The following is a 19,229-nucleotide window of genomic DNA, read 5'->3' as shown; positions in this document are numbered from 1 at the left end:
ACAAACGTTTGATTAAAAAAGCACAAACCCCTTAAAATCATAGGTTTGTGCTTTTTCTTTAAAACATAATTGAAATTAAGAGCATTCCAATTCCGATAGAAGTAAAGGTTGCGATCAAGCCAGGAATCATAAAGCTATGATTTAAAACATATTTACCTATACCAGTTGTACCAGTGCGATCAAAGTTGATTGCAGCAACGATTGTTCCGTAGTTTGGAATAAAGAAGTATCCATTTACTGCAGGGAACATCGCAATAAGTAATGCTGGTGGAATGCCAAGAGATAATCCGAGTGGTATTAATGCACGAACTGTTGCTGCTTGACTATACAGTAAGATAGATAGAATGAATAATGCGATAGCAAATAGCCACGGTGCACTTGTTACTAAGTGTTGAATTGATCCTTGAATCATATTTAAGTTACCGTTGAAGAAAGTATCTCCCATCCAAGCGATACCAAAAATAGCAACAACTGCTGTTGTACCTGCTTTAAAGACGTTACCAGATACAATGCTTTCCACATTTGGTTTACAGATAATAATAATAAGAGCAGCCACGGTGAACATAACTATTTCAATTGTGTTTGGCATTGAAAGATGAACTAACTTTCCATCTACCATCCATCCTGGACGAAGTGTTTCAAATGAACCGAGAAGTACAACAAGGAAAGTTGAGATTAGGAAAAGGACAACGGATAATTTTGCGCCTTTTGTACCTACAAACTCTTTTTTCTCTTCAAGCTTAGGAATCATTCCCTCTTTCAATCTCTTCAAGTATTCAGGGTCTTCATTTAATTCTTTTCCCATCTTACTAGCAACGAATGCAGCTACCATACAAGCGATGAAAGTAGAAGGAATACTGACTTTTAAAATATCTAATAAAGTGATTTTATAGTCGGCTAACATTGCTAAAAGTGCAACTGTTGCAGCCGATATTGGACTAGCTGTAATTGCCTGCTGGGAAGCGATAACGGCAATTGACATAGGTCGTTCAGGTCTAATTCCTGATTCGCGAGATACTTCGGCGATAACAGGAAGTACAGAATAAGCGACATGACCAGTTCCTGCGCATAGTGTGAATAAATAAGTAACAATAGGAGCAAAGAATGTAATGCGCTTTGGGTTTTTTCGTAATGCTTTCTCAGCGAGATGGACAAGATAATCCATTCCTCCAGCAGCTTGCAAAGCACCGGCAGCTGTAATTACTGCTAAAATCATAAGCATTACATCAATAGGAGGAGCTGTAGGTTGTAAGTGGAAGACGAAAACAAGTATTGCCATACCAACGCCACCCATTACTCCTAGACCAACTCCGCCTAAACGTGCGCCAATAAAAATGCAGAGTAGTAACGTAAGAAATTGTAGCCAAAACATGATGAACTACCTCCGAAATTCGTAAGTTAAGATATATTCGAATAGTTTAATTTGAGCGAAAATTAAATAAATATCCGAAATAATCCTTGTGTTATATACGTTTTTTATTATATAACACAAGAAATGTAACATTCACGAACTTTGTTAAATTATTTCGAAAAAATAATACATTAAAACTTTATATTTACATCTTTAAATGGGTGGACACTTTAATTTTTATGTTGTAATATTTGGAAGAGGATATTTTAATTCTCATAGAACTCCCATATCGTTCAACTCGTTCAGCGAGAAAGGCAAACTTATGGAAACATGAGGACGCAAAACTACAGGGGCTAAGGTCGAAGGGCTAAGCTAGCCAGTTACCGGACGGATAGGGTTGGTCTTGGCCAATGCTTTTTCATTGGTCTTTTTTTTTGGTTTTTATTTGAGAATCGTTATCAATTAAAGGTGTGTTTTGAAATTATTATTTTGTATTAACTGAATTAAGGAAGGTAATGTGAATGAAAAAATATTGGCATAAGCTATCGTTTCTTCAAAAGAATGTATTGTTAACTGTACTCGTTATTCTAACGCTTGTTGGTAGTATGGGGGCGTTAAGTTTTAATATGTTTCAAAATAGTATGATGTCTATATTTGAAAGGCATTCTTTTGAAACTGGAGATACGGTATTACATAAATTAGACGCAGAAATATTGAGAGATGTTGCAAAAGACCCAACGGCAGAAAGAGAAAAAAGAGAGAAATTAACAGAGAAATTAGATGAATCAACGAAAGAATTGAACAGTGTTGGACAAACGTATGTTGTTGGAGCGAAAAAAAATGAAAAAGGTGAGTTACAAATCGTCGGTTTGTCTACAGGTTTAGCAAATGTTGTTGAAGTAAAGCCGGGAGACTATTATAAACAACCAGATCGTTGGATGAAAGCATATGATAAAGTAATGAGCACGAAAAAAGCAAACATGACAGAAGTATATGAAGACGAATTAGGATCATGGGTAACGATATTAGAGCCAATTAAAGATGGAGAAGATAATATTGTGGCAATTGTTGCAGCCGATGTAGATGCCTCTATTGTTCCTAGTACAAAGGAAAAATTCATTATACAAGGTTTAATGTTTATTTGTATTTCTGTTTTAATTGCAACTGTTATTCAATTCTTAATTGTACGTAACGCACTTGCTCCATTGCGAGATTTACGTGAAGGATTGCGCAAAGTCGGTGAAGGTGATTTAAGTATTAAATTAGAGGAGAGACCAGATGATATTGGTATTATTAATGCGTATTTTAATAATACCATCGAGAAGTTTAAAGGAATTATAGATAAAGTGAAGCAGACAGCAGAACAGGTTTCCTCATCTTCACAAGAATTGTCAGTGAGTACGAAAGAGAATAGCATGGCAGTTCAAGAGATCGTAAGTTCTATGGTTGAGTTAAGAGCTGGCGCTCAGTCACAAGAAACTGCAGTACCACAGTATTTAGGTATTGTATATGAAATGGAAGATAAGATGGAAGAGATAACGAATGCTGTAAAACAAATGGCGAAAGAGTCTGAAGGTATGGAGCACCATTCAGTAAAAGGAAATGGTGTTATTGAACAGACGATTAATCAAATGAACATAATACAAAATGCAGTACAAGATTTATCTTCTATCATTTATTCTTTGGAAACAAGATCAAAAGAAATTAGTGATATTGTAACTGTAATTACAGGTATTTCAAATCAAACTAATTCGCTAGCTTTAAATGCTTCTATTGAGGATTCACGTGCTGAGGAAACCGGAAGGGGATTTGCCGTTGTTGCTGATGAAGTGCGTAAATTAGCAGAGCAGACGGAAGCATCAGCAAAAGATATAGCGAAATTAATAGGGGAAACACAAGCTGAAACGGAAGAAGCTGTTGTTTCAATGCAAAAAGCTTCAAAAGAAGTAGAATCAGGAATTAAACTTGTTCAAAGTAGTGGTGCTTTCTTTGAACAAATTTCAAGGTCAGCACAATCTGTTACAAATCAAGTTAGAGTTGTTTCTAGCAATTCAAGTGATATATTGCAAAATAGCCAAAATATTGTTCGTGTTGTAAATGAACTATCACTTATCGCAAATACGTATGCGAATAGTAGTAGTAATATTGAAGAAAGTATGAAAGAACAGGAAATGTCTGTACAAGATATTGCTGAATTAGCTAGTTCTTTAAGCTGGCTTTCACAGGAGTTACAAGAGTTAATTGGGGAATTCAAAAGTTAAATGAAATGATTATACATGCTTTTGTTTGTTCAATAAAATAAATCATGCTACAATGAAAACGAATTAAGAACCGGGGAGCCAATTGGCTGAGAGGATGTAAGTATACATCGACCCTCAACCTGATCTGGATAATGCCAGCGTAGGGAGTTACTTTAAAGTGATGTAGCATAAGTTATTATAGAATAACTTGTATACAAGGCTTTCCTACATGGTAGGAAAGCCTTTTCTTTTTTTTGGAAACATATTTTGTAAGGGGGATTTTATTATGTCACAACAAGTTACAATTTCATTTTCAGTAGTACCACAAGCGAAGAACAAAGATGTGTATTCCGTTGTTGATAAAGCAATTGAAGTTGTACAACAGTCGGGAGTTCGTTATGAAGTAGGGGCAATGGAAACAACGTTGGAAGGAGAATTAGATGTACTTCTTGACGTCATTAAACGTGCGCAACAAGCTTGCGTCGATGCTGGAGCAGAAGAAGTTATCACTTCTATTAAAATTCACTATCGTCCAAGTACGGGCGTAACGATTGACGAAAAGGTTTGGAAGTACCGTGATGAATATGCAAAACCAGAAGCGATCTAAAATAATTACAACAATTTGGCTTATCCTTCTCATTGCTATGTGGGAAGGATCTGTTTCATTATTTAAAATTGAGCCGTGGATTTTACCGAAGCCATCAGCAATTGTGCAAGAGTTAATTGGAATGAAAGATTTACTATTACCGAATACAGTGCAAACGTTACAGGAAGTAATAATTGGGTTGTTTTTTGCAATTATACTTGGGACGAGTATTGCTATCATTATGGATGTTATCCCGTTATTTCGGATTTTAATGAATCCGTTGCTAGTTATTTCGCAAACAATTCCAATCGTTGTGCTCGCTCCATTATTTATTATTTGGTTTGGGTACGGAATGTTGCCAAAAGTAATGGTTGTTATTCTTGTTTGTTTCTTCCCAATTGCCCTTAGCATTTTAGAAGGTTTCCAAACGGTAGATAAAAATATGCTGAAACTGTTACAAACAATGAAGGCGACGAAATGGCAAGTTTACCAGAAAGTAAAGTTGCCAGCAGTGCTCCCATACTTTTTCTCAGGTTTAAAAATTGCAGTTACATATAGCGTAATGGGGGCAATTATCGGAGAATGGCTCGGTGCAAGTGAAGGGTTGGGGGTTATGCTTACGAGAGCTACAAAATCCTTTTTAACTGCTCGAGTATTTGGTGTTGCAGCGATTATCGTCATGGTGACATTATTCCTGTACTTTATTGTTGAATTTATGGCAAGAATAACAGCACCATGGATATACAGAAAGGGCGGCAGAAAATGAAAAAAGGTTTAAAAATTATGTTAGCTGCATTATTAGCAGTTGGTGTTGCCGGATGTAATGCGGCGAAGAAAGAAGAGAGCACAAGCAAAGAAAAGAAAGTGAAAGTCGTTTTAGATTGGTTCCCAAATACAAACCATACTGGTTTATATGTGGCGAAGACTAAAGATTATTATAAAAAACAAGGGTTAGATGTAGAAATCATTCAACCAGGTGATAATGTTACGGCCGAACAAATGATAGCTTCAGGAAAAGCTGATTTTGCGATAAGTGCACAAGAAAATGTAACATTGGCTCGCGTTGAAGGTATTCCTGTTGTGTCGGTCGGTGCAATTATTCAACATAATACATCTGCTTTTGCATCGTTAAAGAAAGATAATATTGCTTCAGCGAAAGATTTTGAAGGTAAACGTTATGGTGGCTGGGGAGGACCAGCAGAAGAAGCGACGTTAAAGACAATTATGGATAAACATCAAGCTGATTTTAATAAAGTTGAAAAAATTATTCTTGGACAAACAGATTTCTTTAAATCAATCGGTCGTGATGCAGACTTTGAATGGATTTATTATGGATGGGATGGAATTGAAGCGAAGCGTCAAGGAAAAGAGTTAAATACAATTATGGTAAAAGACTTAGATCCAGCACTCGATTTCTATAGTCCTGTCATTATTACAAGTGAAAAACATACGAAGCAAGATAAAGATTTTGTGAAAAAGTTTATGACTGCAACGACGGAAGGTTATAATTTTGCAATTAAAGAACCGAAAGAAGCTGCTGATATTTTAATTAAGGCTGTTCCAGATGTGAATAAAGAATTAGTACAAGAAAGTCAAAAGTGGTTAAGTACAAAGTATCAAGATGATGCAAAAGCGTGGGGAGTACAGAAGGAAGAGATTTGGACGAATTACATGAATTTCTTATATGACAACAAAGTTATTAAAAAGAAAATTGATGTAAAAGATGCTTTTACAAATGAATTCCTTCCAAGTGAAAAATGAGTGGATTACAAATAAAAGATATTGTAAAAGCTTTCGATGGAAAGAATGTATTAGCAAATATTAGTGCTTCCATACAAGAGGGAGAGTTTGTCTCCTTTGTGGGCCCAAGTGGTTGTGGAAAAAGCACATTATTAAATATGATTGCGAGTGTTGAACAACCAACGAGCGGAGAAGTGTTTTATAACGAGAACTATGTAAAAAAACAAGATGTTGTTAGTTATATGCCACAACAAGATTTATTACTACCGTGGCGATCTGCTTTGCAAAATATAGTTCTTCCATTAGAAATCGAAGGGAAGCCTAAAAAACAAAGGCTGACAGAAGGAATGGAAGCATTAAAGCAGTTTGAGCTAGATGAATATGCAAATCATTACCCAGATGAGCTATCAGGTGGAATGCGTCAAAGAATTAGTTTCCTTCGCACATATTTATGTGAAAAGCCAATTATGCTACTCGATGAGCCTTTTGGAAAATTAGATGCATTTACAAAAATGGAAGTACACAGTTGGCTTTTAAATTCTTGGCATCAAGAAAAGCAGACAATTGTTATGGTTACACATGACTTAGATGAGGCAATTTTGCTTTCTGATCGCGTATTTATTTTATCTCAAAGACCGGCATCAATTGTTGGAGAGGTACAAGTGAAATTACCTCGACCGCGAACAATGGATATGTTAACATCTCTGGAGTTAAAGAAAGATAAGGAAGAAATTTTAAGAGTATTGGCTCCTTATATGAAAAAATAGAAAAAGCCTCTTAACAGTTTTAGTATAATTACTGTTAAGAGGCTTTTTTGCAGAACATGAAATGAATAAGAAGGAACAAAAGGAAAAATAGCGAATAGAATATAACAGAGTAGTTTATACTCGTAATATAACAAATGTAAAAGGAGTGAAAGGATAAAATGACTTTATTGACTGTTCTTCAAATGGTTTTAGCTTGATATGGGAGAAGTCTGCCCATTTTTAAAGATTAAGCTAAATTGAAGACAGCAGGTAAAGAACCTTAATCCTTTTTTACGATAATAAATTGTAATGGGTAAGGTGTATTCACCTTACCCATTTTTATATGTACAACTAAATAAGTCTTTATGCTGTTGTTCTCTCTATTTAGCTTATGAACTATAAGTAGAGGAGAGAGATAAAATGAGTATATTAACAGTAGAAAATGTAAGCCATTCATATGGTGAGAAAACTATTTTATATAATGCATGTTTTCGATTATTAAAGGGCGAACATGTTGGGTTAGTAGGGAAAAATGGAATTGGAAAATCAACATTGTTACGCCTGTTAACAGGAGAACTTATACATGATGATGGGAAAATTGAATGGTTTCCACATGTGAAGGTTGGCTTTTTACAGCAACATATGGATTTACAAGAAGGTATAACAATTGAAGAATACTTGCAAAGTGCATTTTCTAGTTTGTATGCGATTGAATGTGAAATGTTAAAAATTACAGAAGAGATGGCTATAACGGAAGAGATAGGGAAACTATTAGTAAAGTATGGCGAGCTACAAACGATACTTGAAGGTTCTAATTTCTATCAAATTCGTACAGAAATTGAAGAAGTAGCAACCGGTTTAGGCTTGTTTGAAATAGGGATGGAAAAGGATGTTTCAAAGTTAAGTGGTGGTCAGCGGACAAAGTTATTACTTGGAAAACTCCTTTTAGAAAAAGCGGATGTTTTATTATTAGATGAGCCAACTAACTATTTAGATACAGCGCATATAGAATGGTTGCAATCGTATTTAAAAATGTATGAAAAAGCTTATATTATCATTTCGCACGACGAGGCATTTTTGAACAATATTACGAATGTCATTTATCATCTAGAAGAACGAAAGGTTAAGCGCTATGTAGGAGATTATGAAGCCTTTTTGCAAAGTTATCAATTACAAAGGAAACAATTACAAGCGGCGTATGCGAAACAACAAAAAGAAATTGCACATTTAGAAACCTTTATTCAAAAAAATAAAATTCGAAAAGCGAAACAAGCAAAAAGTCGTGAGAAGGTATTAGAGAAAATGCAAAAGGTGGAAAAGGTTAACGATGTACCTCGTGCGCGTTTTGATTTTAATGTTTATACTGAGCCAGTGAGTCGTATATTACAGGTAGAGAAACTGAAAATTGGTTATGGTGAACCGTTATTTCCAGAATTGGATTTTCAAGTAAAAAAAGGGGAAAAGATTGCAATTGTTGGTCATAATGGGGTTGGAAAAACAACAGTGTTAAAAACATTACTAGGACAAATAAAGCCGTTAAGCGGTTCAGTTTTTATTGGTGAACGGGTAAAACCAGCTTATTTTGCACAAGAGGAATTCGCTTCAGAAATAACTGCACTAGAAAGAGTATGGGCAGGGAGACCAGATATGACAAGAAAAGAAATCCGACAAGCATTAGCAAAGTGCGGATTGAAAGAAGATCATGTTTTAAAACCTATCCATTTATTAAGTGGAGGGGAACAAACGAAAGTACGATTATGCGAACTTATCGTAACTCAAAGCAATGTTTTAATTTTAGATGAACCAACTAACCATTTGGATACAGAGACTAAGATGGCTTTGCAGGAAGCGTTAAAACAATATAAAGGTACGGTTTTAATTGTTTCACATGAGCCCTCTTTCTATAAAGCGTGGATAACAAAAGTATGGAATATTGAAGAATGGAACGTTTAAAAATAATCACAAAGAAAAGGCATTAGCTTTTATGAGCTAATGCCTTTTCTTTGTAATTAACATGATTTTCGAGAATTCTTACATGAGAATTGTATGAAGAAGCACTCTTATGGTGCGCTTATAAGCGTGCTTTTTCTGCGATTATATTTATAATAATACTAGATGCCTTTCCCTAATAGGCCACTATCTTTCTTTGTATATATATAGATAGTTTGAAGTGGAATAAAAATTATTCCTATATGTAAAGGATAATGTGATTAGTATGGGAAGACAATAGTAATTAAAGGAAATTCATGTAAAATTCAGCTGAGCTTCATACAAACTTCATATTAGAAACTAAATATAAATATAATAGATTATTAGAATGTTTATTTTTTACTTTTTATAAAATTAAAAGTTTGAATTTAGGAATTAACGTTAAAACCTAAATCCAAACCTTATTGAAATAATTAAATAAGGTTACGTTTAGTTTTCACTAATGACTGCATTTAAAAGTTCAGCAGGATTTCCTGTTCCTGCGCCTCTGATTGTAACGAATCCACCCGGAGGAATTTCGCCACTCCACCCTACATTAGTAATTACATAACGATTATTTGTTTTACTACTAATTTTAGAATCCAAAACTTGTGTGTCTTTGCTATTGCGTAATGTAGCAGAAAACTGAAATTTCATGTAAAATAATAGTAAAAATATGTAAAGGAGGGAATAGTGTGGATGTGTTTTTGAATATTGCTGAAGAAAAAATTCGTCAAGCAATACGGAATCGAGATCTCAATAATATTCCGGGAAAAGGAAAACCACTACAATTAGAAGACCTTTCAATGGTACCTCCAGAATTAAGAATGAGTTATAAAATATTGAAAAATGCGGGTATGATTCCACCAGAAATGGAATTGCAAAAAGATATATTAAAAATAGAGGATTTAATCGCTTGCTGTTATGATGAGGTTGAGAGAATAAAATTACAAGAAGAACTAACAGTAAAAACTTTGCGTTTTCAGCAGTTAATGGAAAAGAGAAAAATTAAAGACAATTCAGCATTTCGTATGTATCAAGATAAAGTATTTCGCAAATTACGTTAAGAGGGATAAGATGAATCATTTTCAAACGGTAGAAGAATTAGCGACATATATTGAAGAACAGCAGTTAGTACTTCTGTTTATAAAAACGGAAAATTGTGGTGTTTGTGATGTTATGTTAAGGAAAGTAAATTATGTATTAGAGGGTTATGATTATGTAAAGAAAGTAGAGGTTTTACTACAAGACATGCAAGAGATTGCGGGTCGATATTTAGTATTTACAGGGCCGACAGTTCTATTATTTCATGAGGGGAAGGAGATTCTTCGTGAATCGCGCTTTATTTCACTTGAAAATATAGAGAGAGTACTTCAATTGTTAGAAAAATAAGGGAGGTTTTTATATGGGGTTTGTTATTGCAGCGTTGCTATTTTGTGTTTTAGTTTGGATGATTGCAGCATCAGTTAAATCAAATAATCGAAGAGTAAACCTTACTAAAAAAAGTAATGCACATAATATTTCTAACACCTCATCACCATCATTTTTCTTTGCTGGATCTGATAGTAATAGTTCACATGATGGCGGTCATTCACATGATTGCGGAGGATCTTTTGGCGGAGATAGTGGAGGTAGCTGCGATGGAGGCGGCGGTGGTGATTGATGAGAAATACGCCTTATACGGGCGTATTTCTTTTTAAACAAACGTTTGATTAGTGGAATTACATACACATAAAAAACAGTTAAACAAACGTTTGATTAAAGTTTCACTTTATAAACATGTTATAAGGGGAATGGAAATGAAAAGGGAACCGAAAGTGAAAAACAAAGGGAAAGTAGCATTATTTTTATTAGTTGCTGGAGGCGTATTTCTTGTTAAACTGGGGTTTAAATTTGGAACAATACACATGATTCGAGTTTGGTTTGAAAATACGTTTTCGTAAATAAGGAATATAGCCTCTTGCGATAGAGGTTTTTCATTTGTTATTATTAGACTGAACGGTCGGTTTAAAGAGGTGTGAGAATGAGAAAAAGCGCAGAAGAGATAAAGAAAGAAATTGCATATAAAGCAGAGAGTCTGTTTTCACAAAAAGGCTATGCAGCTACATCTATGGAAGATATTTGTGAGATTACAGGGCGAAGTAAGGGAAGTATTTATTATCACTTTAAAAGTAAAGAAGAATTATTTTTATTTGTAGTGAAACAGCATACGTATGATTGGCTTGAGAAATGGAATGAAAAAGAGAAGTTGTATATTACTAGTACTGAGAAATTATATGGCTTCGCAGAATATCATGTAGAGGATATACAGCAACCTATTTCTAATGCAATAGAGGAATTTTCTATGAGTCAAGTTGTAAGCAAAGAGATTTTAGATGAAATGCTAGCTTTAACTAGAGAATCATATGGTATTTTTGAGAAATTAATTGAAACAGGTATACAGTCTGGAGAGTTCCGTGAAGATAACACTCGTGATCTTATGTATATTGTAAACGGCTTATTATCGGGGCTGGGAGTGCTCTACTACGAGCTTGATAATAACGAATTAAAACGAATTTATAAAAGGGCAATAGATGTATTGTTAAAAGGGATGGCAGCTGAATAATAAATCAGCAGCTTTTCTTATAAAACAAATTAGACCGAACGGTCGGTTTATAAAAGGAGGAGTGAAAATGAAAGCGTTATTTAAAAATCGAGCATTTATGCTCGTTATGGCATCTGATATTTTACAGCAATTTGCAATTTGGATCAGAAATATGGCTCTTTTGTATTTCATAATGGAGCGAACGAATAATGATCCAATGTCAGTGTCGCTATTATCAGTTATGGAATATGCACCTATTTTTATTTTCTCGTTTATTGGTGGTGCGCTAGCAGATCGCTGGAACCCGAAAAGAACAATGGTCGCTGGAGATGTGTTAAGTGTACTGTCTATTATAGGAATTGTTTTGTTGTTAAAGATTGATTACTGGCAGGCAATATTTTTTGCAACACTCGTTTCCGCAATTGTAGGTCAGTTCTCTCAGCCGTCATCTTCACGTATATTTAAGCGCTATGTAAAGGAAGAACAGGTAGCAAGTGCTATTGCATTTAACCAAACATTACAGTCATTATTTATGATTTTTGGACCAGTTGTAGGTTCAATTGTGTATACACAACTTGGCTTATTTACGTCACTATATAGCTTGATCATTTTATTTTTGTTATCGGCTATTGTTCTTTCGCTATTACCAAAATGGGTTGAACAAGAGCAAGCGGTGAGAGGTTCATTAAAAAATGATATAAAAGAAGGATGGAAATACGTTCTTCATACGAAAAATTTACGTATGATTACGATCACTTTCACAATTATTGGTTTAGCAGTTGGATTAACGAATCCATTAGAAGTATTCCTTGTGATCGAACGTTTAGGCATGGAAAAGGAAGCAGTTCAATATTTAGCTGCAGCTGACGGAATAGGTATGTTAATCGGTGGTATTGTTGCAGCAGTTTTTACTTCAAAAGTAAATCCGAAAAAAATGTTTGTATTCGGCATGAGTATATTAGCGATATCATTTTTAGTAGAAGGACTGTCTACATCGTTTTGGATTACTAGTTTGATGCGATTTGGCACAGGAATTTGTTTAGCCTGTGTAAATATTGTGGTCGGGACGCTTATGATTCAACTTGTACCAGAAAATATGATTGGAAGAGTAAATGGGACAATTTTACCACTGTTTATGGGTGCTATGTTAATTGGAACTTCACTAGCTGGAGGATTGAAGGAAATGACTTCACTAGTTATTGTATTCTGTATAGCAATGTCACTTATTTTATTGGCAATTTTGCCAATCTTACGTATGAGGATGAATAAAGAAGAGATTACTAATCAAGAGGAACTAACGAATGCAGTGGTTTCGAAATAGCCATTGTAAGGGAGCAGAGCTGCTCCCTTTTTCTATGGGAATCTTTTGACAATGAAATGTACCAACTATATACTGATGTTGTAAAAATAATTTTACAGGTTAGGAGAAATAATGTGAAAAATCAAATCTATGAATTACGCACTGAAAATAATATTTCACAAGGTGCATTAGCTGATATGTGTAAAGTTTCAAGACAGACGATAAATGCAATTGAGAATAATAAATATGACCCAAGTTTAGCATTAGCATTCCGTTTAGCCGAAGTATTAGGAACAACTGTTGATAAACTATTTTTGTACAAGCAGTAGGGGGAGTAGTTGTTGGAGAAAGAGAAAATAAGTCTTTTAGTTACGGCATTAGTAGCTATAAGTACGCTAGCGTTTGCACTTTACTATTGGTTAACTGAACTTCAAGTAAACTGGTATGCACTATTTATTTGTAGCATCACATTACATTATATGTTTAAAAGTTTGGTATCGTATAATGTTGAAGGGGCAACTGAGGAGAACGAAGATTTAGAAAAACATGTATTGAAAACAAGTGCAAATGTTACATATTATGTACTAGTTGTATTAATTTTTGGTTTGTTTTTCGCATCGGTAGGTTTTAATAAATGGATTGATTTTCATAACATACCGCTTCTGTTTGCGTTATGCGCTGCTATAGTTGTAAAGCCAGCTATAGAGTTTTTAATTGTAAGGCGTTATCGTTAAAAATAAAGAAAAAGATCCTCTTCTTGTGTGAAGAGGATCTTTTTCTTATATTGTTTTAGTTTTAGGATTAGGTGGCGTAACGGACGTATCATTTTCAGGCACTCTAGTTAATAGGAATCCCCCGATAATAAATAGGACAATAACACTAAGGACACCAGCGTTAGTTTTTCCTGTTAATTGTGTTGTGACACCAACTAATACCGGACCCATAATTGCTGCGAATTTACCGAAGATATTATAGAATCCGAAGAATTCATTTGCAGATTCTTTCGGTACTAGTTTTGCGAAGTATGAACGGCTAAGTGCTTGAATTCCGCCTTGAGAAGTAGCAACTAGCATTGCTAAAATCCAGAAATCAAGTGTCGTTTTTAAGAAATAAGCATATGTGCAGATAATGATATAAATAATAATACCGACATATAGCATTTTTTTACCGGTAAATGTTTCCGATAATTTTCCGTATAATAAAGCGAATGGACAAGCGACAATTTGTGTTACAAATAAGATGATTAATAGATTAGTTGCACTAATACCGAGATCTGTTCCGTAAGCAGTAGACATAGTAATAATTGTATCTACCCCGTCAATGTAGAAAAAGTAAGCTATTAGGAACATAAATACAGTTTTATATTCTTTAATGTTTTTAAAAGTATTAGCAAGGCGCTTGAAGCTCATTGCAATTGGTCTTGGCTGACGTTCAATATAGTGTGTTTGCTCTACATTTTTTAGCATTGGAATTGTAAATAATCCCCACCAAAGAGCTGTTATTGCAAAGGAAATTTGACTAGCAATGCCGACCGATAAGGGGATAGTTCCTTTTTGAGCAAGAATAATAAGAGCAATACAACCGATAAAAGGAATTGTACTCCCAATATAACCTAATGCAAAACCTCTCGTAGAAATTCGGTCCATTCTATCTTTAGAGGTAACATCTACTAAAAATGCATCATAAAAAATATTTGCCCCAGCAAAGCCGACTAATGCGAGCATATAGCAACCTAGTAATAAGTACCACTGAGATGTTGGAACAACTGCTAGCATACTTGTAAATACGATACCGAGTCCAAAGAAGAATGTGAAAAATCGCTTTTTAAATCCTTTATAATCAGCAACTGTGCCGAGAATAGGAGCAAGTATAGAAATTAAAAGTGTAGCAAACGAGTTTGCATATCCCCAATAAGCTGTTGAAGTTGCACCAGATAGTCCCGCTTCTTTTGCAGCTGCTTTAAAGTAAATTGGAAATACTGCAGTTGTAATGATGAGCGAATATACCGAGTTTGCCCAATCATATAATATCCAGCTTTTTTCTTGTCTGGACATTCTTTTCATATAATGTTCCCCCTTAAATTTGTTCTACTAACAGTGTACAAAAATAAAAATTGTAAAAAGAGAAATAAGGATGATTTTTACATAACTTTTACATATATACACAGTTCTTTACAATTGAAGTAAATCCTCTACAATTGCTCCGTCTGTTTCACCTAAGTACAAACCGAGTAATCTAGCGATAGTGGGACCTTCATCAATAAGTCTCATATAAGGGATTGTAACGCCACTTTGAATGCCTTTTCCGGCAGCTATAAAAATTGTTTCATAGTTAGGTTTTGTTGGGGAATATCCGTGTGTCCCAAATGTATATTTTTTACTAGAAGTAACATCTTTTCTAGTAATCTCTTTTATGAAATCACCTATATGATTCTCAATGAAGTAATACCCTTCCATGGCTTCTAGCATAAATAAGCAATTACCATCAGCACCGCGTTCTTTTGCATCTTCATCGTGTAGAATAAATTCAATTCCGTTTTGTTTATTCTGAAGAAGCTCTTCGAGAAGAAGTTGAATCTCTTTAATCGTTTCAGTATCATTTTTATCTTTTACATGTACATAGGCAGATCCGTCACAGCTTTGGCAATAAGCTTTCCAATCTTGTACTTTCCCATTTTTGTTTACGGATATAAGCCCTTTTTGACGGAATAGGACATTTAATTGGATTGCTTTATTTTCACTTAAAGCGCTATGATCGCCAAGTGCAATAATTGTACTTTCTTCGTATATACTACTTTCTTTTAATGCATGAATAATTTTTCCTAGACGTTCGTCGTGCCTATGGACTGCAGCTAGTGTTTCTTTAGACTCAAAACCATGATAATGTCTTTGCGTGTCTAAATCAGTAAAATGTACAAACATAACATTAGGTTTTTTCGTCTGAATTGTATGGACAGCCGAAGCAAGGACGAAATCATCAAGCTCAGGCTGTGACAATCCATTTCGTATATGGCCAAAACGACGATTTAAATCTAATTGATATAGAGGACTACCGCTAAATAATGAAACTAAAATTTGATTTTGCCACGGTCTATTTGGAAAGATTTCTGGTAAATTGTAATCAATATTTGCTCTTCCAGTAACAGGCCATAGTAGGGCAGCTGTCGTTAAATTTGCTTTACGTGCTTCATCGTATAAAGTTGTTCCTTTAATGGACTTTCGATACCAATGCCAATCTGGTGACTCACGTCCTGGTTGAAGTAATGTATTACTGACAACGCCATGTTTATTAGGATAATTACCGGTTATAATTGTTGTATGACTCGGATATGTTACAGAAGGATAAATCGGCTCTACTTTTTCCGCAACAGCGCCCTTTTTCATTAAAGATTGGAAATTAGGGAGTTTTTGTAATATCGGAAGATCTAAAGCTGATAAACAGTCAAAAGATAATATGATGACGTGATTTGTTAATGCTTTATCCATAAAGTAGACCTCCTGATTATATAAAACCTATTCTTATATATTACTATTAATACCTGGTGATAAAAATATGTTTTCGAATAAAATTTATTGTTTATTTTCAGAAAACTTAAACATATAATGATTATAAGGGAATGAATGTAAGGAGGGAATACTATGGATTGGCTGGATGGCTTTGGTATCTTTTACATCATTGGTGGAATCACAATTTTCCTTGTATTTGCAATTTCTTATTTACTAAAGAAACGTTTTCCAGACAAACAGTTTGATATTATATTTTCACTTATTTTAATACTTCTTTGTTTAGCTTTCTTTCCTGTTACAATGATCGTTATCGGTGGATGGGAAGGAATGGGATACGGATTTATTTGTTTCTTCGTTTTAATTGGCACACTTATTGGCATGGTTGCTCATCAACTTGTAAAAATCGTTCGGAAAAGTTATGTATAAAATAACAATAACTGAAAAGAATGTATAAAAATAAGAAAATTTACTCTTGTTTTGCAATAAAATTTATATTATGATATTCAACAAATTTATTTCGTTATAACGATGAAAAAGGACTAGTACATGTCTTACCTTTTTTGTAGAGAGAGAATCCCTTTGGCTGGAAGATTCTTAAAAAGGCGATATGGAACCTACCTTTGAGTTCTGCATATGCAGCGGGGAATTCCCGTTATCAAAAAGAGAGCATACTCAATTTTTTGTGTATGAATCAGGGTGGTAACGCCGACAAAGCTCGGTCCCTATTTGGGGACGCGGGCTTTTTTTATTTTCTAAAGGAGGAAGAGTGACTATGGCGAAAGAACAAGTACAGGCCATTACGAAGATGGAAGATGACTTTGCTCAGTGGTATACCGATATTGTGAAAAAAGCAGAGCTTGTTGATTATTCAAGTGTGAAAGGTTGTATGATTTTACGTCCATACGGTTATGCATTATGGGAAAATATGCAGAAAGTGATGGATGAAAAATTAAAAGTATCTGGTCATGAAAATGTGTATATGCCAATGTTTATTCCAGAGAGTTTATTACAAAAGGAGAAAGATCATGTTGAAGGATTTGCTCCTGAAGTGGCATGGGTTACTCATGGTGGGGATGAGAAATTAGCGGAAAGACTTTGTGTACGTCCTACATCTGAAACTCTATTTTGTGAGCATTTTTCAAAAATTGTTCAATCATATAATGATTTACCAAAGTTATATAACCAGTGGTGTTCAGTAGTTCGTTGGGAGAAGACGACGAGACCATTCCTTCGTACAACTGAATTTTTATGGCAAGAAGGTCATACCATTCATGAAACAGCAGAAGAATCTCAAACTGAAACATTAAATATTTTAAATTTATATGCTGCTTTTTGTGAAGAGTATTTAGCAATTCCAGTTATTAAAGGGCAAAAAACAGAAAAAGAAAAGTTTGCAGGAGCGAAGGCAACCTATACGATTGAAAGTTTAATGCATGATGGAAAAGCGCTTCAGACAGGAACATCTCATAATTTTGGAACGAACTTCTCTGAAGCATTTGATATTAAGTTTTTAGACCGTAACGGTAAGTGGCAATACGTACATCAAACATCTTGGGGTGTATCAACAAGAATGATAGGTGGACTTATTATGGTTCATAGTGATAATAATGGACTTGTAATGCCACCGAAAGTGGCACCATTACAAGTTGTTATCGTTCCTATTGCTCAGCATAAAGAAGGTGTGTTAGACAAAGCAACAGAGTTACAAGGTCGTATTCAGAAGGTTGCACGTGTAAAAATGGATGCTAGCAATAAAACACCTGGCTGGAAATTTAATGAGTATGAAATGAAGGGTACTCCAATTAGATTAGAGGTTGGTCCAAAGGATATTGAAAAGAATCAAGTAGTACTTGTAAGGCGAGATACGAAAGAAAAAGAGTTTATATCAATGGATCAATTAGAAGAACGTATTCCATCATTACTAGAGGAGATTCATCATTCTTTATTTAATAAAGCAAAAGTATTTCGAGATGAGAATACTTATAGTGTGACGAATTTCGAAGAGATGAAAAAAGCAGCTGATGAAAAGCAAGGTTTTATTAAAGCGATGTGGTGCGGAGAACTAGCTTGTGAAGAAAAATTAAAAGAAGAAGTTGGAGTATCTTCACGTTGTATTCCGTTCGAACAAGAAAGTTTAGCGGACGAATGTATTTGCTGTGGTAAAGAAGCTAAGCACATGGTGTATTGGGGAAAAGCGTATTAATATTCTTGCATATAGATGATAAAAAGGACTTTGGATTGAATAATAAATTTCAATCCAAAGTCCTTTTATTTTAGTTTTATAATTTGTATCGTGTATTTTTTAGATGGAAGGATGTTGTTTTTTTATTTTGTATTTTTGCGACGAATAAGTAGTACCATACCAATTAGGAATGTTGAAATCCCCATTAATACATCCTTTTGTAATATTTCATAGGGAAAAGGATTTTATACAAAAAACAATATATAGAAAAAGAAGTTCACAATTTTCATATCTATATTCAAATATTCAGAATAAATATTTCGGAATGATATGTTAAGATTAATAGTAAGACGGATAAAAAAAAGGGGGGCTGAAGAATATAGGATTGCTTATATTCTTATAAAATTTATGAAGCAAATAACAAAACAAATCATAACAGGTACATTTCTAGCAACAGCAGCATCTTTTGTTTCGACTCATGCCTTTGCAGAAAGTGATAATCTAGCGACAGTAAATGCAACAAACTTAAATATACGTGAACAACCTACAACTCAAGGTAAAGTTGTGGGAACAGTAAAACAAGGAACAACTGTACAAGTTTTAAGTCAGGAAAAAGAATGGGCTAAAATCTCTCATGATGGAAAAGAGGGGTATGTTTCATTACAATTTTTGAAATTGTCGGGTAAAACCCCAGGTGCTGAACAACAACAATCAACAATTAATAATGGACAAAAAGAAGAGGGAATCGTTACGGCGACTCGTTTGAATGTACGTAATAGTCCAGTTTTAGGTAGTTCAATGATTGGTTATGTTCAAAAAAATGAAAAAGTAACGGTATTAGGAAAAGCAAATGGTTGGGCAAAGATTGAATATAAAGGAAAAGAGGGGTATGTATCTTTAGAGTTTTTAAAATTTGGATATGCAATTCAAACACCTGACGCTTCTAGTCAAAAACAGCAGCAACCAACAATTAAAAATGGTGCAGAAGAAACAGGAACAATAAACGCGACAAGTTTACGAGTAAGA

21 protein-coding genes, 2 riboswitches and 1 other annotated feature are annotated in these 19,229 nt (G+C 34.4%); of the genes, 17 read left to right on the top strand and 4 right to left on the bottom strand.

Translation table 11 applies throughout. The features are described 5' to 3' along the window. Positions 1 to 58 precede the first annotated feature (58 nt). The gene (locus U860_RS0124135) at positions 59 to 1,372 is read right to left on the bottom strand and encodes an anaerobic C4-dicarboxylate transporter (RefSeq protein WP_025150526.1); all 1,314 of its coding nucleotides are present in this window, start codon (positions 1,370 to 1,372) and stop codon (positions 59 to 61) included. A gap of 282 nt (positions 1,373 to 1,654) precedes the next feature. Beyond that, positions 1,655 to 1,739: riboswitch (cyclic di-GMP riboswitch) on the top strand. Positions 1,740 to 1,872: 133 nt separating this feature from the next. On the opposite strand from U860_RS0124135, the gene U860_RS0124130 reads away from it, so the two are divergent. From U860_RS0124130 to U860_RS0124105, 6 genes are all read left to right on the top strand, one after another. Beyond that, positions 1,873 to 3,612, top strand: a complete 1,740-nt coding sequence (locus U860_RS0124130) for a methyl-accepting chemotaxis protein (RefSeq protein ID WP_025150525.1) — start codon at positions 1,873 to 1,875, stop codon at positions 3,610 to 3,612. A gap of 61 nt (positions 3,613 to 3,673) precedes the next feature. After that, a riboswitch (TPP riboswitch) is annotated at positions 3,674 to 3,775 on the top strand. A gap of 102 nt (positions 3,776 to 3,877) precedes the next feature. Then, positions 3,878 to 4,198 (top strand): MTH1187 family thiamine-binding protein, encoded by a 321-nt coding sequence (locus U860_RS0124125; RefSeq protein WP_000082898.1) that lies wholly within the window; start codon positions 3,878 to 3,880, stop codon positions 4,196 to 4,198. Further along, on the top strand, positions 4,170 to 4,943 hold the full coding sequence (locus U860_RS0124120; protein WP_025150524.1) for an ABC transporter permease: 774 nt from the start codon (positions 4,170 to 4,172) through the stop codon (positions 4,941 to 4,943). The genes U860_RS0124125 and U860_RS0124120 overlap by 29 nt, the downstream gene beginning before the upstream one ends. After that, positions 4,940 to 5,938 carry an ABC transporter substrate-binding protein gene (locus U860_RS0124115; protein ID WP_002174683.1) on the top strand — a complete coding sequence of 333 codons (999 nt, stop codon included), beginning with the start codon at positions 4,940 to 4,942 and terminating at the stop codon, positions 5,936 to 5,938. The genes U860_RS0124120 and U860_RS0124115 overlap by 4 nt, the downstream gene beginning before the upstream one ends. Next, a complete protein-coding gene (locus U860_RS0124110) occupies positions 5,935 to 6,684 on the top strand; it encodes an ABC transporter ATP-binding protein (protein ID WP_025150523.1) in 750 nt (249 codons plus the stop codon). Before U860_RS0124115 ends, U860_RS0124110 begins: the two co-directional genes overlap by 4 nt. A 399-nt stretch (positions 6,685 to 7,083) precedes the next feature. After that, a complete protein-coding gene (locus tag U860_RS0124105; protein WP_025150522.1) occupies positions 7,084 to 8,616 on the top strand; it encodes an ABC-F family ATP-binding cassette domain-containing protein in 1,533 nt (510 codons plus the stop codon). Between the two features lie 465 nt (positions 8,617 to 9,081). On the opposite strand, the gene U860_RS35690 is transcribed toward U860_RS0124105, so the two are convergent. Next, positions 9,082 to 9,237: a hypothetical protein gene (locus tag U860_RS35690; RefSeq protein WP_162791015.1), complete on the bottom strand. Its 156-nt coding sequence runs from the start codon at positions 9,235 to 9,237 to the stop codon at positions 9,082 to 9,084. An 89-nt stretch (positions 9,238 to 9,326) separates the two neighbouring features. Between U860_RS35690 and U860_RS0124095 the strand changes: the two genes are divergently transcribed. The 8 genes from U860_RS0124095 (at position 9,327) to U860_RS0124060 (ending at position 13,249) form a co-directional block, all read left to right on the top strand. Beyond that, on the top strand, positions 9,327 to 9,698 hold the full coding sequence (locus U860_RS0124095; RefSeq protein WP_025150521.1) for a DUF1992 domain-containing protein: 372 nt from the start codon (positions 9,327 to 9,329) through the stop codon (positions 9,696 to 9,698). A gap of 10 nt (positions 9,699 to 9,708) precedes the next feature. Further along, on the top strand, positions 9,709 to 10,023 hold the full coding sequence (locus U860_RS0124090; RefSeq protein WP_002174687.1) for a thioredoxin family protein: 315 nt from the start codon (positions 9,709 to 9,711) through the stop codon (positions 10,021 to 10,023). Positions 10,024 to 10,036: 13 nt separating this feature from the next. Next, positions 10,037 to 10,294, top strand: coding sequence for a hypothetical protein (locus U860_RS0124085; RefSeq protein ID WP_002174688.1), 258 nt, complete (start codon positions 10,037 to 10,039; stop codon positions 10,292 to 10,294). Between the two features lie 136 nt (positions 10,295 to 10,430). Continuing rightward, the gene (locus U860_RS0124080) at positions 10,431 to 10,574 is read left to right on the top strand and encodes a hypothetical protein (RefSeq protein WP_025150520.1); all 144 of its coding nucleotides are present in this window, start codon (positions 10,431 to 10,433) and stop codon (positions 10,572 to 10,574) included. 80 nt (positions 10,575 to 10,654) lie between these two features. Further along, positions 10,655 to 11,236 carry a TetR/AcrR family transcriptional regulator gene (locus U860_RS0124075; RefSeq protein WP_025150519.1) on the top strand — a complete coding sequence of 194 codons (582 nt, stop codon included), beginning with the start codon at positions 10,655 to 10,657 and terminating at the stop codon, positions 11,234 to 11,236. Positions 11,237 to 11,303: 67 nt separating this feature from the next. Beyond that, positions 11,304 to 12,536, top strand: coding sequence for an MFS transporter (locus U860_RS0124070; protein ID WP_025150518.1), 1,233 nt, complete (start codon positions 11,304 to 11,306; stop codon positions 12,534 to 12,536). A gap of 56 nt (positions 12,537 to 12,592) precedes the next feature. Next, on the top strand, positions 12,593 to 12,844 hold the full coding sequence (locus tag U860_RS0124065; protein ID WP_081806890.1) for a helix-turn-helix transcriptional regulator: 252 nt from the start codon (positions 12,593 to 12,595) through the stop codon (positions 12,842 to 12,844). Positions 12,845 to 12,856: 12 nt separating this feature from the next. Beyond that, positions 12,857 to 13,249, top strand: a complete 393-nt coding sequence (locus tag U860_RS0124060) for a hypothetical protein (protein WP_025150516.1) — start codon at positions 12,857 to 12,859, stop codon at positions 13,247 to 13,249. Between the two features lie 45 nt (positions 13,250 to 13,294). Here the strand turns inward: U860_RS0124060 and U860_RS0124055 are convergent, their stop codons facing one another. Next, entirely contained in the window at positions 13,295 to 14,578 is a 1,284-nt protein-coding gene (locus U860_RS0124055; RefSeq protein ID WP_025150515.1) for an MFS transporter, read from the bottom strand. A gap of 108 nt (positions 14,579 to 14,686) precedes the next feature. Then, on the bottom strand, positions 14,687 to 16,000 hold the full coding sequence (locus tag U860_RS0124050; protein ID WP_025150514.1) for an ectonucleotide pyrophosphatase/phosphodiesterase: 1,314 nt from the start codon (positions 15,998 to 16,000) through the stop codon (positions 14,687 to 14,689). Positions 16,001 to 16,153: 153 nt separating this feature from the next. Here U860_RS0124050 and U860_RS0124045 point away from each other — a divergent pair, with 153 nt between their 5' ends. From U860_RS0124045 to U860_RS0124030, 3 genes are all read left to right on the top strand, one after another. Then, complete coding sequence (locus tag U860_RS0124045; RefSeq protein WP_025150513.1) at positions 16,154 to 16,447, top strand: YesK-like family protein; 294 nt, start codon at positions 16,154 to 16,156, stop codon at positions 16,445 to 16,447. 93 nt (positions 16,448 to 16,540) lie between these two features. Continuing rightward, positions 16,541 to 16,748, top strand: a binding site (T-box leader). 45 nt (positions 16,749 to 16,793) lie between these two features. Continuing rightward, positions 16,794 to 18,224, top strand: a complete 1,431-nt coding sequence (proS, locus tag U860_RS0124035) for a proline--tRNA ligase (protein ID WP_025150512.1) — start codon at positions 16,794 to 16,796, stop codon at positions 18,222 to 18,224. Positions 18,225 to 18,611: 387 nt separating this feature from the next. Further along, positions 18,612 to 19,229, top strand: a 618-nt coding sequence (locus U860_RS0124030) for an SH3 domain-containing protein (protein ID WP_029953071.1), incomplete at its 3' end; no start/stop codon positions are given.

Origin of the sequence: Bacillus sp. H1a (assembly GCF_000633475.1) — a bacterium.
Classification (GTDB): domain Bacteria; phylum Bacillota; class Bacilli; order Bacillales; family Bacillaceae_G; genus Bacillus_A; species Bacillus_A paramycoides.
This window is presented reverse-complemented; position numbering and strand designations above follow the sequence as displayed.

What these genes read in the sequence shown, in the direction of transcription:
- U860_RS0124045 (WP_025150513.1), top strand. Translation starts at nt 16,154, where the DNA reads ATGGATTGGCTGGATGGCTTTGGTATCTTTTACATCATTGGTGGAATC.
- U860_RS0124135 (WP_025150526.1), bottom strand. Translation starts at nt 1,372, where the DNA reads ATGTTTTGGCTACAATTTCTTACGTTACTACTCTGCATTTTTATTGGC.
- U860_RS0124105 (WP_025150522.1), top strand. Translation starts at nt 7,084, where the DNA reads ATGAGTATATTAACAGTAGAAAATGTAAGCCATTCATATGGTGAGAAA.
- U860_RS0124120 (WP_025150524.1), top strand. Translation starts at nt 4,170, where the DNA reads ATGAATATGCAAAACCAGAAGCGATCTAAAATAATTACAACAATTTGG.
- U860_RS0124090 (WP_002174687.1), top strand. Translation starts at nt 9,709, where the DNA reads ATGAATCATTTTCAAACGGTAGAAGAATTAGCGACATATATTGAAGAA.
- U860_RS0124085 (WP_002174688.1), top strand. Translation starts at nt 10,037, where the DNA reads ATGGGGTTTGTTATTGCAGCGTTGCTATTTTGTGTTTTAGTTTGGATG.
- proS (WP_025150512.1), top strand. Translation starts at nt 16,794, where the DNA reads ATGGCGAAAGAACAAGTACAGGCCATTACGAAGATGGAAGATGACTTT.
- U860_RS0124055 (WP_025150515.1), bottom strand. Translation starts at nt 14,578, where the DNA reads ATGAAAAGAATGTCCAGACAAGAAAAAAGCTGGATATTATATGATTGG.
- U860_RS0124065 (WP_081806890.1), top strand. Translation starts at nt 12,593, where the DNA reads ATGTACCAACTATATACTGATGTTGTAAAAATAATTTTACAGGTTAGG.
- U860_RS0124075 (WP_025150519.1), top strand. Translation starts at nt 10,655, where the DNA reads ATGAGAAAAAGCGCAGAAGAGATAAAGAAAGAAATTGCATATAAAGCA.
- U860_RS0124050 (WP_025150514.1), bottom strand. Translation starts at nt 16,000, where the DNA reads ATGGATAAAGCATTAACAAATCACGTCATCATATTATCTTTTGACTGT.
- U860_RS0124125 (WP_000082898.1), top strand. Translation starts at nt 3,878, where the DNA reads ATGTCACAACAAGTTACAATTTCATTTTCAGTAGTACCACAAGCGAAG.
- U860_RS0124130 (WP_025150525.1), top strand. Translation starts at nt 1,873, where the DNA reads ATGAAAAAATATTGGCATAAGCTATCGTTTCTTCAAAAGAATGTATTG.
- U860_RS0124115 (WP_002174683.1), top strand. Translation starts at nt 4,940, where the DNA reads ATGAAAAAAGGTTTAAAAATTATGTTAGCTGCATTATTAGCAGTTGGT.
- U860_RS0124080 (WP_025150520.1), top strand. Translation starts at nt 10,431, where the DNA reads ATGAAAAGGGAACCGAAAGTGAAAAACAAAGGGAAAGTAGCATTATTT.
- U860_RS0124110 (WP_025150523.1), top strand. Translation starts at nt 5,935, where the DNA reads ATGAGTGGATTACAAATAAAAGATATTGTAAAAGCTTTCGATGGAAAG.
- U860_RS0124070 (WP_025150518.1), top strand. Translation starts at nt 11,304, where the DNA reads ATGAAAGCGTTATTTAAAAATCGAGCATTTATGCTCGTTATGGCATCT.